The organism is Bacillus sp. ISL-55 (genome assembly GCF_018613155.1).
Taxonomy (GTDB): domain Bacteria; phylum Bacillota; class Bacilli; order Bacillales; family Cytobacillaceae; genus Mesobacillus.
Genome location: NZ_JAGGQU010000001.1, coordinates 186321 through 201028, shown reverse-complemented (window position 1 = coordinate 201028; position 14708 = coordinate 186321). Strand labels below are relative to the sequence as shown.

Annotated in this window: 14 protein-coding genes; 1 reads left to right on the top strand and 13 read right to left on the bottom strand. The window is 45.5% G+C overall.

Annotated features, from left to right (window positions below):
• Positions 1-14 precede the first annotated feature (14 nt).
• The 6 genes from J7E32_RS00965 to J7E32_RS00940 form a co-directional block, all read right to left on the bottom strand.
• Entirely contained in the window at positions 15-1121 is a 1107-nt protein-coding gene (locus J7E32_RS00965; RefSeq protein WP_214902287.1) for a Leu/Phe/Val dehydrogenase, read from the bottom strand.
• Positions 1122-1182: 61 nt separating this feature from the next.
• Entirely contained in the window at positions 1183-1572 is a 390-nt protein-coding gene (locus J7E32_RS00960) for a thioesterase family protein (RefSeq protein WP_214902610.1), read from the bottom strand.
• A 194-nt stretch (positions 1573-1766) separates the two neighbouring features.
• Positions 1767-2561 carry an ABC transporter ATP-binding protein gene (locus J7E32_RS00955; RefSeq protein ID WP_214902284.1) on the bottom strand — a complete coding sequence of 265 codons (795 nt, stop codon included), beginning with the start codon at positions 2559-2561 and terminating at the stop codon, positions 1767-1769.
• Positions 2536-3567, bottom strand: coding sequence for an ABC transporter permease (locus J7E32_RS00950; RefSeq protein ID WP_214902281.1), 1032 nt, complete (start codon positions 3565-3567; stop codon positions 2536-2538). The genes J7E32_RS00955 and J7E32_RS00950 overlap by 26 nt, the downstream gene beginning before the upstream one ends.
• Before the next feature lie 18 nt (positions 3568-3585).
• Entirely contained in the window at positions 3586-4584 is a 999-nt protein-coding gene (locus J7E32_RS00945) for an ABC transporter substrate-binding protein (RefSeq protein ID WP_214902278.1), read from the bottom strand.
• Positions 4585-5034: 450 nt separating this feature from the next.
• Entirely contained in the window at positions 5035-5982 is a 948-nt protein-coding gene (locus J7E32_RS00940; RefSeq protein WP_214902265.1) for an NAD(P)H-dependent flavin oxidoreductase, read from the bottom strand.
• 73 nt (positions 5983-6055) lie between these two features.
• On the opposite strand from J7E32_RS00940, the gene J7E32_RS00935 reads away from it, so the two are divergent.
• The gene (locus tag J7E32_RS00935; protein ID WP_286182550.1) at positions 6056-6577 is read left to right on the top strand and encodes a gamma carbonic anhydrase family protein; all 522 of its coding nucleotides are present in this window, start codon (positions 6056-6058) and stop codon (positions 6575-6577) included.
• 49 nt (positions 6578-6626) lie between these two features.
• On the opposite strand, the gene J7E32_RS00930 is transcribed toward J7E32_RS00935, so the two are convergent.
• From J7E32_RS00930 to J7E32_RS00900, 7 genes are all read right to left on the bottom strand, one after another.
• The gene (locus J7E32_RS00930) at positions 6627-7301 is read right to left on the bottom strand and encodes an NAD(P)H-dependent oxidoreductase (protein ID WP_214902260.1); all 675 of its coding nucleotides are present in this window, start codon (positions 7299-7301) and stop codon (positions 6627-6629) included.
• 1136 nt (positions 7302-8437) lie between these two features.
• Entirely contained in the window at positions 8438-9313 is an 876-nt protein-coding gene (paaX, locus tag J7E32_RS00925; RefSeq protein WP_214902258.1) for a phenylacetic acid degradation operon negative regulatory protein PaaX, read from the bottom strand.
• Between the two features lie 130 nt (positions 9314-9443).
• Positions 9444-10220 carry an enoyl-CoA hydratase-related protein gene (locus J7E32_RS00920; protein ID WP_214902256.1) on the bottom strand — a complete coding sequence of 259 codons (777 nt, stop codon included), beginning with the start codon at positions 10218-10220 and terminating at the stop codon, positions 9444-9446.
• A complete protein-coding gene (pcaF, locus tag J7E32_RS00915; protein ID WP_214902255.1) occupies positions 10221-11429 on the bottom strand; it encodes a 3-oxoadipyl-CoA thiolase in 1209 nt (402 codons plus the stop codon).
• Between the two features lie 12 nt (positions 11430-11441).
• Entirely contained in the window at positions 11442-12305 is an 864-nt protein-coding gene (locus tag J7E32_RS00910; protein ID WP_286182547.1) for a 3-hydroxyacyl-CoA dehydrogenase, read from the bottom strand.
• 66 nt (positions 12306-12371) lie between these two features.
• Positions 12372-13889, bottom strand: coding sequence for an aldehyde dehydrogenase family protein (locus J7E32_RS00905; RefSeq protein WP_214902253.1), 1518 nt, complete (start codon positions 13887-13889; stop codon positions 12372-12374).
• Positions 13890-13926: 37 nt separating this feature from the next.
• Positions 13927-14700, bottom strand: coding sequence for an enoyl-CoA hydratase-related protein (locus tag J7E32_RS00900; RefSeq protein ID WP_214902251.1), 774 nt, complete (start codon positions 14698-14700; stop codon positions 13927-13929).
• Positions 14701-14708 lie beyond the last annotated feature (8 nt).

Here is a 14708-nt window from a genome sequence, read left to right as displayed (position 1 = left end):
AGTCTATGATTCTATTACATTCTCACTGCCCATTTTGGACGCTTCATATGAGAGAAGAAGCTGTTTCGTCTTGTTCTGGCTTCAATCCGGTTATCACAAAATTTATTAGCGGCTTCAACAGTAGTGATTCCCTCCCGCTCTGCCTGCTTATAAATATTTAACAGAGAATTATAGATAGCCTTCGTCTTCTTTAAAACTCGTTCCTTATTTGGTGAATACAGCTCATCCGCTACCTGGATCAATCCGCCAGCATTGACAATGTAGTCAGGCGCATAAAGGATACCCATCTCCTGAAGAATGTGACCATGACGTTCTTCCTTAAGCTGATTGTTCGCAGAGCCAACGACTGCTTTTACCTGAAGTTGCGGAATGGTGTCATCATTGATGATTCCACCCATAGCGCACGGTATGAAAATATCTGCAGGCTGGGAATAAATTTCATCACTGTTCACGACTTTAATTCCTGCACCGATTTCTTCCGCTTTCTTAACAATCTGGTCGATTGCTTTTTGATTAATATCCGTCACATACAGGTCTGCTCCATTATCAAGAAGATACTCTGCTACCTTGTAGCCTACCTTTCCCAGCCCCTGGATCGCATAGGATTTTCCGGACAAATCATCCGTATCCCAAAGAACTTTGCTAGTTGCCTGCAAGCCAAAGATGACACCCTGAGCCGTTGGTACTGATGAATCACCGCTTCCGCCATATACCTCATCTACACCAACGATGCAATTTGTTTCTTTTAATGCATGGACAAAATCTTCTGGATCTGTGCCCATGTCTGTTCCTGTATAGAAACGTCCCTGGATCGACTCAACAAACTGGCCAAATGCCCTAAACAATTCAGGACTCTTATCTGTTGTAGGATCGCCAATGATGACTGCCTTTCCTCCACCGAAATCGACATCAGCCGCAGCGCATTTATACGTCATGCCTTTTGAAAGCCTCAATACATCTTCAAGTGCATCGTCCACTGATTTATAAGGGTACATACGGCAACCGCCCAGTGCTGGGCCTAAACGTGTACTATGAATCGCAATGATTGCCTTTAATCCAGTTCCTTCATCATTACAAAATACTACCTGCTCGTGCTCACGAATTTGTTCAAACATATCCATTGTTCTTTCCTCCTTTATTCCGTTAAACCATGTTAGCGCTTACATTTTTGCGCAAAAATTTTTAGCTGCCTGTAAGTAATTCATTTATCTTTTCTTTAGGAAGGACCACTTGCTTTACTTCCCCCACTCCTACAAGCCGACCCTTGCTTTCTGCCCGTACATTAGTAAGAATGGTATTGGCTTGAAGGCCCGTCACGGTTGCAGTTACGGTAATCCCGGCCCCTTCGATACATGGAGCTATATGTTTAACTGTCACTGCACCGCCCATGCCTTCTTCATGATCCTCTAAAAAGGGAATGATAATTTGACGCGATACCCACTCCATGTGATACACCATCGATACAGTGGAGTATACTGGATGGACGACTTTCCCCTCAAAGCGGGCAAACATATCTGGTGTAACAATGACATCGATGGAGGCCGTTCGCCCAGCTATTAAACCATCTCGCATCATATCCCACCTTTCCAAGTTGCAAATATGTATAACGTTTATTTAACGTTATCATAACATTTCGTTAAATAAACGGTCAATAAATTGTAAGAAATTTTGGTATTTTCTTAAAAATAATTTTGGTATAATAATTAATCCCTCTTTTGAAGAATAAACAAAAAACAACCAGCTACTTTGAGCTGGTTGTTTTTTGTTTAGCTTAGTAATGCCCGATCGCTTGCCATTTTTGTTCCGCGGATGCGCTGGAATTCGTTGAGCAAGTCTTCGATTGTCAGTTTAGCTTTTTGTTCTTCATTGACTTCGAGGATGATCTGGCCTTTGTCCATCATGATCAGCCTGTTGCCTAGGTCGAGAGCCTGCTGCATGTTATGCGTGACCATCAATGTAGTGAGATGGTATTTGTCGACGATCTCTTTTGTTAAATTGGTAATCAACTCGGCACGTGCAGGATCGAGTGCCGCGGTATGCTCATCCAATAATAGAATCGATGGTTCCGTGAATGTCGCCATCAGCAGGGAAAGCGCCTGCCGCTCACCGCCTGATAACGTCCCAACCTTGGCATTCAGCCTGTCTTCAAGCCCAAGGTGCAGCGACTCAAGCACCTCCTGGAAAAGCTCACGGCGTTTCTTCGTGACGCCTAGGCGAAGCGAGCGACGCTTGTTCCGTGAATAAGCAATCGCAAGGTTTTCATCAATGGTCATACTCGGTGCAGTGCCAGCCATCGGATCCTGGAAGACACGACCAATCATTTTTGAGCGATTGTATTCGGTCATGTAGGTTACATCCTTACCGTCCAGTTCCACCTGACCATGGTCAGGAAGCATTACACCGGAAATGATATTCATCAAGGTGGATTTGCCGGCGCCATTACTTCCGATAACGGTAACAAAGTCTCCCTTTTTTAGTGTTAAATTAATATCATCCAGGGCGATTTTCTCATCTGGAGTACCCTCATTGAAGACTCTATGAATCTGATTTAAGTGCAGCACCAGCCTCACCCTTTCCCTCAGAAGGAACAGCTGCCATTTGCATGTTTTCAAGCTGTCTTTTCACCTTCCGTTTTTTCTCTTTGTAGCTTTCTATCATTTTCGGAGCAGTCAGTGCCAATATGACGATAATCGCTGTGATCAGCTTCATGTCACCTGGTTCAAGGAACTCTACCCTTAATGCGAGTGTGACAACAATTCGATAGATAATAGCTCCGCCAATAACAGCAAGCGTTGTTCTAGCAATCGATTTTGTACCGAATAGAGCCTCACCAATAATGACAGAAGCTAGACCGATGATAATCATCCCGATACCCATACCGACGTCTGCGAAACCACCCTGCTGGGCGATCAAAGCCCCAGAAAAAGCTACCATTGCATTCGAAAGGCCAAGGCCAAGGATAATCATCAGGTTTGTATTGGCCGAGAAGCTGCGGATCATCCTTTTGTTATCACCGGTTGCCCTGATTGCAAGTCCAAGTTCTGTCTTAAGGAACGCATCAGTAAGGAATTTAATTGCCATTGTCACGACAATCATGAACAAAAGGATCCCCCATGTTCGCGGGAGACTGTCTCCCAGCCCGACAGCCGTTAAAATGCCATTGAAAAAACCGTCTATTCCCGTCTTTTCGAAAAAGTCCCTCACTGCGGTCATTGCCGTATCCGTGTTCAACAGGGGGACATTCGATTTACCCATAATTCTTAGATTTATAGAATACAGGGCAATCATCATCAGTATACCTGATAGAAGTGCATTCACCTTGCCGACCGTATGGATGATGCCTGTTAAGCATCCAGCGATGAATCCGGCAACAAGGGCTACCATTGTAGCAGCAAATGGATTCGCGCCATTCACAATCATGATCGCAGCGACCGCAGCTCCAGTTACGAAGCTGCCATCGACCGTCAAATCAGGAAAATCAAGTACCCGAAAGGATAAGTATACACCCAGAGCCATGATCGCATAGATTATGCCTGACTCAAATGCTCCAAATATTGAAGTAAACAAGTTGAATCATCCTTTCTCTTATTCTTCGTAAAACTCTGCGTCCTCTCCCCACTCTTCCTTGACTTCAACGCCCTGTTCCTCAGCGGCCTTTTTGTTGATTGTCAGTGTCAATGATTCAGGAAGCTCAACCGGGATTTCAGAGGCTTTTTTGTTGCCTGATAAAATTTCCGCAGCCATCAAGCCTGACTGGTAACCAATGTCGTAGTAGTTGAAGCCACTAGCTGCAACTGCTCCACGCTTCATGGAATCTAGCTCGCCAACAAATAACGGGATCTTTTTTTCATTAGCTACAGAAATGACAGATTCAAGTGCTGAAACGACCGTGTTATCAGTAGGAACATAGATGGCATCCACACGTCCAACCAGTGATTCAGCTGCCTGCTTTACTTCAGCCGACGTCGAGATTGATGCTTCTACCACCTTGGCGCCATTCGCTTCAGCAAGCTTCTTTACTTCCTTCAACTGGACCTCTGAGTTTTGTTCACCAGCATTATAGATCACGCCGATCTTCTTTGCACCAACTTCATTCGTCATAAAGTCAATCGTCTTTTTTGTAGCATCTGGATGGTTATCAGTAGTACCTGTGATGTTGTCGCCAGGTTTATCGAATGCTTCAACAAGTCCTGCTCCGACAGGGTCTGTCACCGAAGTGAAAATGATTGGAATATTCTTTGTTGCATTAAGTGCCGCAACAGCGCTCGGTGTAGCGTTAGCGAAAATGAGGTCGACTTTGTCACCTACAAAATTGTTCGCGATGCTTGCCGTATTATTCATGTCTGCCTGTGCGTTCTGGAAGTCATACTTTACATTGTCTCCCTCTTTGAATCCTTTGTCCTCAAGAGCTTTCTTGAAGCCTTCAGTTGCGGCATCAAGCGATGGATGTTCCGCGAATTGAGTCAAGCCAATCTTGTATTGCTTTTTGTCAGATGAACCGTTTGATGCTTCATTTCCTCCGCATCCTGCTAAAAGCAATGCACTAGCCAGGACAAGAGAAATAGCTTTCACTGATTTTTTCATAAAAATCCCCCTTGATTATTTATAACCGGCAATAAAACTATGTAGATATTTAACTAGCAGGCAGCCGGAACGCACCAATTTCAACTTGTCTGCTCTTAGTTGGGTAAAAAGCTTCAAAGTCTTTGAAAGCGATTCCAAAAAGTATGATATCCACTATAGACACCGTAAATATAACGTTATATTAACACCAGCTATAAATTAAAGTCAATAAAATTCCGAAAATTTAGTATGTTATGATTTTTAATTATTAAACCATCACTTTAGCAAACTATCAAGACATTTTTTAAAAATAATAAAACTTTTTCGCTTTTATGCACGAAAGCGACTGTAAAACTCAGTATTTATAAGGTTCTAATGTTTTTTTCTTTTAAAAGATTCTGAATTTAATTCCGATTAAAAAAACAATAATATAAAAAAGCATGCTCCTATTTGAAGCATGCTTCGAAAAATCTATAATAAAAGTGTTGCGATTCTCAGGCGTTCTTTCGCTTCCTTTACCATTCGATCCAATAATTCCTGGACGGTCGGGATATCAGAAACGAGTCCGGATACCTGGCCTCCATTCATAAATCCGTTTTCTTCGCTTCCTTCCAGCGCACCTTTTTTATGTATATCCTCTGTCGTCAGTTCAGCAAACTCTTCTACAGTAATTCCCTGCTTTTCAGCTTCCAGCAGTTTTCCTGCATAAGAGGTATTCATCAGCCTGCGGATTCTTCCAACAGACCTGCCGACTATAACTGTTTCATGGTCGCTTGCCTGCAAAAGCTTTTGCTTATAGTTTTCATGGAACGGAGCTTCCTTTGTAGCGATGAACCTCGTACCCATCTGTACGCCGCTCGCTCCAAGTGCAAGCATGGCTGCAAGACCCTTTCCATCCCCAATTCCCCCTGCCGCAACAACCGGTATGTTTACCCGGGCGACAATCTGAGGAATCAGCGCCAATGTCGTCGTTTCCAGGTTCGAGTTAATCCCTGCTGCTTCATATCCCTCAGCCACTAAAATATCAGAACCTGCAGCTTCGGCTTTTTGGGCTTGTTTTACAGATGCTACAACAGTAATAATCTTGATTCCAGCCTCTTTTAGCTTAGGAATGAAAGGCGCAGGATTACCTGCTGATAAAGTTACTGCATAAACCTTATGTTTGACAGCCAGGCGGAGGATCTCCACCACATTCGGTGATACACTCAAGGCCACATTCACAGAAAAAGGCTTTGATGTCCTCGACTTTGTTTCAAGAATAATTTGCTCCACTTCTTCAGCAGACATCGTTCCAGCACCTATTGTGCCCAGGCCGCCCGCTTCGGAAACAGCCGCTGTTAAAATGGCATTGCTGATATTCCCCATTCCACCCTGAATGATTGGATATTTTATGCCCAGAACAGAAGTAATTCCATTCACAAAAATTCCCCCTTCGTTAAATTAATGTTATACTAGTTCTAAAATTATGACAATTGAAAAGGGGGATTTTTCATTGATTCTAAGTTATTTAGATAAAAAACCTTTGGTTGATGAATCTGTTTTCCAGGCACCTGGAAGCTACATCATCGGTGATGTGAAAATCGGCAAAAATTCCAGCGTGTGGTTCAATGCAGTTTTACGCGGGGATGAAGATACAATTACCATAGGAGAAAGCTGCAGTATACAGGATAACGTAACTTGCCATTTATATGAGGGCTCTCCGCTCGTCATTGAAGATGAGGTCACCGTCGGCCACAATGCGATCCTGCATGGATGTACCATCAAGAAAAGATGCATTATTGGCATGGGCTCGACGATCCTTGATGGAGCCGAAATCGGTGAAGAATGCATCATTGGGGCCAATACTTTGATTCCTGCGGGCAAAAAAATACCACCGCGGTCTTTAGTTGTCGGAGCTCCGGGGAAAGTCGTAAGGGAAATCGGCGATAAGGATCTGGAGCTGATTCAACTATCAATCGATACATATGTTCAAAAGGGCAAGGAATACTGCGAAACTTTAAAAGATATCAAATAAAATGAGAGCCAGGCGTCTGCCTGGCTCTCTTGCTTTAATAGAGGCTGCACTAAACCCATTTAACGATATCATCCAATGGTCTTCTTGTTTTTGGATTAGGCTCTTTAACACGATAGCCAAACGCACACATGACGGAAATTCCGAAATGGCCATCCTCCAGCAATCCCTCATCTGCCAGAAGTTTGTTCATATTTTCGGAATTGAAGCCTTCAATCGGACATGAATCAATGCCAATTTGTGCTGCCGCCGTCATCATATTCGCCAAAACGATATAAGTCTGCTTACAGGCCCAATCAAACTGCGGACGGTCACCTTCAAGCAATTTAAAGTCAGACTTCTGGAATTCCTTGATGCGCTTGAGGTAATTCGCCATGAATTCCTCTGGCATTTTCTTCTTATTTTTAAAATGATCCTGCAAATATTCAGAGTCATATTTTGTATCGACTTTAGTCCTCGCAAGGATAATCACAAAATGGCTTGCTTCCGGAAGCTTGCCAAACGCTCCCCATGCGGTATTTTTAACTTTTTCGCGAAGCTCTTCACTCTGGACAACTAGAAAGCGCCAAGGTTCAAAACCAAAAGAACTCGGTGATAACTGGCCTGTCTCCAGGATAAAACGGAAGTCTTCCTCTGGAATTTTTTTGCTTGGATCAAACTCCTTTGTTGCATGCCTAAAATGGAAAGCGTCAAGAATCTCCTGCTTCAAAGTCTCTTTGTCTCGCATATGTATCTCTCCTTCCAAGGTTTGTTTTTTTAAACTTATCATATTTTATTTAAAATTGCCTGCAAAAAGGATACGCCTCTACCGCTCTGCCTTTTCTCACTTTAGTGGTTTCAGCCTGTGATAAGGAATTCAATATCGCTTCCTCTGCAGCAAACTCCTAGGAAAACTAATTTTGCAAAATCAAGTCTACTCCCGCAAGTGCGAGGCCCGCTCGCCTTCGGACAGCTTTTTCCCTTTCCACTGCAAACCTGTCCGAACTCAGGGCTACTTCAGACAGCTTTTCTCCTTCTCCCTCAAAACCTGTCCGAACTCGGAGCTACTTCAGACAGCTTTTCCCCTTCTTCCTTCAAACCTGTCCGAACTTGAGGCTACTTCAGACAGCTTTTCTCCTTCTCCCTCAAAACCTGTCCGAACTCGGGGCTACTTCAGACAGCTTTTCCCCTTCTTCCTCCAAACCTGTCCGAACTTGAGGCTACTTCAGACAGCTTTTCTCCTTCTCCCTCAAAACCTGTCCGAACTCGGGGCTACTTCAGACAGCTTTTCCTCTTCTTCCTCTAAAACCTGTCCGAACTCGGGGCTACTTCTGACAGCTTTTCCCCTTCTTCCTTCAAACCTGTTCGAACTTGAGGCTACTTCAGACAGCTTTTCTCCTTCTCCCTCAAAACCTGTCCGAACTCGGGGTTACTTCAGACAGCTTTTCCCCTTCTTCCTCCAAACCTGTCCGAACTTGAGGCTACTTCAGACAGCTTTTCTCCTTCTCCCTCAAAACCTGTCCGAACTCAGGGCTACTTCAGACAGCTTTTCCTGTTTCACCGCTAAACCTGTCCGAACTCACGGCTACTTCAGACAGCTTTTCTCCTTCTTCCTCTAAACCTGTCCGAACTCAGGGCTACTTCAGACAGCTTTTCTCCTTCTGCCTCAAAACCTGTCCGAACTCGGGGCTACTTCGGACAGCTTTTCCTGTTTCACCGCTAAACCTGTCCGAACTTGAGGCTACTTCAGACAGCTTTTCCCCTTCTTCCTCCAAACCTGTCTGAACACAGGACTCCTCACTTAAAATTAAGTTGCCCAGCACCAATCTCTCCTATAAGTTGATGCAAGAAAGCCACCCAAGGCGGTGCAAGGATGGCTTGATGCTATTCTAAGATATACGGGTGGTCCATAACGTTATAGTCCACGTCTTTATGCTTGATTTCATTTCCTTCTTTGAAGACGGACTCAAAGAAACGGGATGCTGGTTCTGCGAGTTCTTTGTAGTATTCGCTGAACAATGCGGCGGCATGGCTGCCCAGCCATTTTTCAGGTAAAAGTTCTTCAGGAAGTCCTGGGTCAAAGAAGAGGAACTTCCTGTATTCATGCACCAGTTTCGTGCGCTCGACGAAGCATTCGGCGTCAGTCATGCTGCCCTTCTGGATCTTGTTTTTATCAATGATGTATTTCTGACTGTATTCACTAATAAAATCCTGATATTTCGCGTTAATCTCGCCTAGGTCCCAGCTTTTCTCAACAAGGCGCTGATTTTCATGCGGGCCTTTGTATTCGGCTACAAAGAAATCGACATATTCTTCGATTTCATATTTCTCGATCAGGTCCCTTACCTGTCTCTCGAGATTATTGGCTGAAATCCAGAAGCTGTTCGACATCGACCCGAAGCCGCTCCAGATTAATTCCTTGCGCAGCTCGTCACGGACATTGCGGATTTCCTCGGGAATCGTATACATTAGGATTCTCCACTTTCCGTCCCAGTCTTCAGGCTTCAATTTGAAAATACGCTTTCCTGCCTCATCAATCCTCTTTTGGCCTCGCGGCGTCAGGGAGTAATAGCTCTTATTACCGATTTTTTCTGCCTGCACCCAGCCCTGTTTGTTCATGCGCGAAATCGCCGCTCTTACTGACTGGTCATTGTGGCCGAATTCATTCAGCAGCCGGATCAGGCTGCCAATCCAAATCTTGCTTCCATAATGGGAGATATAGTCACCGTATAAGGTAAAAATCATTGATCTTGTATTCAAGCTTGTGTCATCCTCATCCGTTTTTGTTGTACGTAATAAAACCGTTATAAAATATTTTACAGTATTATCATTATTTTGCAAAAACAATTTGCTTAAAAGCGAAAAAACCATAGGGATTTCTCCCTATGGATTATTGCGCAGTGAAAACTGGCTTGCGTTTTTCACTGAATGCGTTCAATGCTTCAACACGGTCTTTTGTAGGTATTGTTATCTCATACGCTTTCGATTCGATGGCCAGACCTGTCTGCAGGTCTGTACTGCTTCCATGCTGGATCGCATACTTCGCCTGTCTCACGGCAATCGGTGCATTCTGGAGGATTTCCTCGGCCAGTTCCTTGCAGGAAGCCATGACTTCCTCTTTCGATGTAACCGCCGTAAGTATTCCAAGCTCAAAAGCCTTCTCAGCAGAAATCTTCCTTGCTGTAAAAATCAGTTCTTTCGCCTTCATCTCACCAACAAGCCTCGATAACCGCTGTGTGCCGCCTGCACCAGGAATGATGCCCCAGCTCACCTCTGTCATGCCCATCAAGGCTGTATCTGCAGCAATTTTAAAATCACAAGCCAACATCAATTCGAATCCACCGCCAAAGGCGAATCCATTAACAGCGGCAATCGTCGGCTGCGGCAGCTCGGCAATCGCGCTGAAAACATCGCGAATCTTTTTCACGTTACGGCGCACTTCTTCCTCAGTAAGATGCTTCCTTTCTTTTAAATCTGCCCCGGCACTGAATGCTTTCTCTCCAGCGCCTGTAAAAATGACCACTCTTACATCAGAATCAGTATGCAGTTTATCTACCAGGTCACCAAGCTCCACCAGTGTCTCAAAATTAAAGCAGTTCAATGACTCTGGACGGTCAATCGTCACATATGCGATATGCTGCTCTTTCTGGAATTTGATGTTGTTCATTTATCTCTCTCCTATATTCTCGATAATCGTGGCGATTCCCTGGCCGACACCTACACACATCGTCGCAAGTCCGTACTTGGAATCCCGTTTTTTCATTTCATATAAAAGGGTCGTCAAAATTCGCGCACCGCTTGCACCGAGCGGATGGCCGAACGCAATGGCCCCGCCGTTTACATTGACCCTGGATTGGTCCAGCCCCAATTCCTGGATGCATCCTAGTGATTGGGCTGCGAACGCCTCGTTCAATTCAATCAAGTCAATATCTCCAACAGAGAGATTTGCACGCTTTAACGCCTTTTGAACTGCATAAACAGGACCCATTCCCATGATGGAAGGTTCCAATCCTGCTGTCGCTGACACAATATATTTTGCCAGCGGCTTCAAGCCAAGCTCCTCCGCTTTTTCCCGGCTCATCAGCAGCAGTGCGGATGCACCGTCATTGACTCCCGAAGCATTTCCTGCTGTCACTGTGCCGTCCTTGAATAATGGTTTCAGGTTTGCCAGCTTTTCGGCTGTCGTGCCTGGGCGTGGATGTTCGTCAGTATCAATCACTGTCTTATTACCTTTTTTATCTTCGTAAACAACTGGAACGATCTCGTTTTCAAAACGACCGGCTTCCATTGCCTTTTTGGCGCGAAGCTGGCTTTCTGCTGCAAACTCGTCCTGAGCTTCACGGGAGATGCTATACTTTTTAGCCACGTTCTCTGCTGTCTCAGGCATGCTGTCCGTACCGTACATTTCCTTCAGCTTGCTGTTCACAAAACGCCAGCCGATGGTTGTATCGAACATTTCCATATTGCCGCGCGGAAAGTCTTTTTCTGGCTTTGCCATCACAAACGGCGCCCGTGTCATGCTTTCAGTACCGCCGGCAATGAAGATGTCACCTTCTCCAGCCAAAATCGCCCTCGCCGCATAGTTGACGGCGTCAAGTCCGGATCCGCACAAACGGTTGATTGTTGTACCGGCAACCTCGACTGGCAGTCCAGCCAAGAGGGATGACATTCTTGCGACATTTCGATTATCTTCACCTGCCTGGTTCGCATTACCCAAAACTACTTCTTCAATTTCAGCTGCAGGAACGTCTGGATTGCGCTCGACCAACGCCTTGATGACAACCGCACCCAGATCATCCGGGCGGATATGGCGAAGGCTGCCATTGTACCTACCAATTGGTGTCCTGACTGCATCGACAATTACAACTTCCTTCATCTTCATCCCCCTTTATTTAGTTGTGACAGACTCTCTATAATCGTACACACCGCGCCCGGTCTTTCTGCCAAGACGGCCAGCTTTAACGTATTGCTCAAGCAATGGTGCCGGGCGGTATTTTTCACCGAGTTTCTCATGAAGGTACTTCAAATTGTTCAAGCGTGTATCCAGTCCAACAAGATCACCCAGCTCGAATGGACCCATCGGATAATTCAGACCTAACTTAATTGCCTTGTCGATATCCTCAGGACTGCCTAATCCCTCCTGCAGCATGTAAAAGGCTTCATTGCCGACTAGCGCGCTGATTCGACTTGTGACAAAACCCGGGAATTCATTGACGATGACGGTTTCCTTGCCCATCTGGATTGCGGCCTTTTGGACAGCTTCAGAGGTTTCATCGCTCGTTTCCAGTCCGCGAATGATCTCAACAAGCGGCATTTTGTGGACAGGATTAAAGAAATGCATGGCGATGACCTTCTCAGGACGCTTGGTAAAAGAGGCAATTTCAGTAGGGCTCATTGTCGAAGTATTGGACGCAAACAGGCAATGTTCGGGTGCATGCTGGTCAATCACTTCAAATATCGCTTTCTTGATATCTATTTTTTCAGGAACCGCTTCAATGACTAAGTCAGCATCCTTAACGTTCTCAGCAAGGAAATTAGAATACCTTAGACTGGCTTTTGCAGACTCCGCCTCATCTAACGACACTTTTCCTCTGGCGATCCCTTTTTCAAAAATGTTGTTGATTTCCTGTTCGGCGTTGCGTAGTTGTTTTTCATCGACATCAATCAGTACAGTATCAAAACCGCCCAGGCAGCTGACATAGGCAATTCCTCGGCCCATGACGCCTGAACCGGTTACGACGAGTTTCTTCATTATATAAACCTCCTGTAATAAACATTGAAAGGCGAGCACCCGAATCGAGGAGTGCTCGCCTCTTTTTTATACGTTAAACGGGTTAAGCGGGCGGCTGCCGTAATAAGAGACGATACTCTTAGTTTCTGTATATAAATCTAGTGTTTCGATGCAGAGTTCACGGCCGAATCCAGATTGCTTATATCCTCCGAATGGTGTGCCAGGGAAAGCTGAGAATGGACAGTTGATCATGACGATACCTGCCTGGATCAACTTGGAAACTCTCGTAGCACGACCGTAGTCCTTCGTCCAGATGGCAGATCCCAGTCCATATTCACTGTCATTCGCTAGTTTTACAGCTTCTTTTTCATCCTTGAACTTCATGACCACGACAACTGGTCCGAAAATTTCTTCTTTTACAGCTTTCATGCTGTGGTCTGTTTCGGCGATGATGGTTGGCTCATACCAGTAGCCATTTTCATAGCCTTCCAGGTTAGCAGCCTTTCCGCCTGTTAAAACTTGTGCTCCGTCAGCAACAGCTGATTTTACATAACCGTCGATGACATTCATTTGGTCCTGGCTGATGACAGCACCAACATGCGTTTCTTTATCAAATGGGTTGCCAAGCTTAAGCTGCTTTGTTTTTGCGACGAATTTCTCGATGAACTCATCGTATACATCCTCATGTACATACAAACGAGAACGCGCTTCGCATGATTGTCCTGTATTGTAGAAAATCCCGAATAGAGAGCCCGCTACTGCAGCATCAACATCCGCATCTTCAAAAACGATGCTCGGTGACTTTCCGCCAAGCTCAAGCGTCACACGCTTTAGCGTTTGGGAAGCCCTCGCCATGATATCCTTGCCGATTGGCGTAGATCCTGTGAACGCAACTTTGTCGACTTTTTCATGTTCAACAAGATAGTTGCCCACCACAGAACCTGAGCCAGGAATGACATTCACTACGCCTTCCGGAACGCCTGCTTCAATACAAATCTCACCAAGGACAATGGCAGTCAACGGTGTTAATGAAGCAGGTTTTACAATAACGGAGCAGCCGACTGCGATTGCCGGGGCGATTTTCCAAGCTGCCATCATCATTGGATAGTTCCAAGGGATGATCTGGGCACAAACGCCGACAGGCTCTTTTTCGGTGATATTCTGGAATGCACCGGGCATGCTGTTCACTGCACCGCGGTGGCTGACAATGGCTCCTGCGTAAAATTCAAAGTCCTCGATCGCCTGCATTACCTGTCCCTGTGCTGCAGCGAGTGATTTACCTGTGTCAAGAATCTCCAGCTCTACAAGCTCATTGAAACGGGAGCGCATGATTGAAGCGATTTTATTCAGTGTGCGGGAGCGCTTGTTCACAGGGAAATGACGCCACTTCCCGAAATCGAATGCATTTCTTGCCGCCTGTACTGCAAGCTCTGCGTCTTCTTTTGAGGCCTTCGCCACATTTGCAACTTCTTCGCCTGTCGCTGGATTGTAAACCTTATAGGTTTCACCATTGACGCTGTCCTGGCGAACTCCATTGATGATTAGCTGATATGTCTCGCGTTTTACTGCCATTGCTTCGAATTTTTGCTCTTTTACTGTTGTCACGCGTAACATCTCCTTTTAATAGATTAATTGATCGAATTTATTCACCCTTGAAAACCGGTTTTCTTTTTTCCATGAACGCCTGGACGCCTTCCTTATGGTCGGCAGTCTGCCCGGCAATACGCTGGCTCTGTGCATCCCTCTCCAGATAGTCTTCAAGATTGGAATGCCAGCTTGCCTTCAGGTTCCTTTTGATCAGCCCGATTGCCTTTGTTGGCATCTTGGCAAGTCTTTCGGCAAATGCAGCGACATGATCGTTCCAGTTGTCCAATGAGTAGACTTCAGTGACAAGGCCAAGGTCCTTTGCTTTATCAGCAGATATTTTCTCCCCAAAAACGGCAAGCTCCATCGCTTTCGCGTGGCCGATAAGCCGTGGAAGGTAATATAGATTGCCGGCATCCGGCACAAGACCAACATGGATAAATGCTTCTACGAAACTTGCTTTCTCCGAGGCAATCCGGAAATCACAGGCAAGCGCAAGACTCATCCCAGCACCAGCCGCCACTCCATTGACCGCAGCAATCACTGGCTTTTCACAACGATCAAGTTCCAGCAGCATCGGGTTATAGCGATTGCGAAGTACTTCGCCATGGTCCATTTCATCTGAAACTCCTGCCAAATCCTCGCCTGAACAAAATGCCCGGCCTGCCCCTGTGATCACCAGTGCTCTTACCTCTTTATCACGGGATGCAGACTTGATAGCTGTCTGAATCTCCCTGTTCAACTGCTGAGTGAAGGCATTCAACTTATCGGGACGGTTCAGGGTGATATAGGCTACCTGATTACGCACTTCATACAAAACGGTTTCAAACACAGCTATGT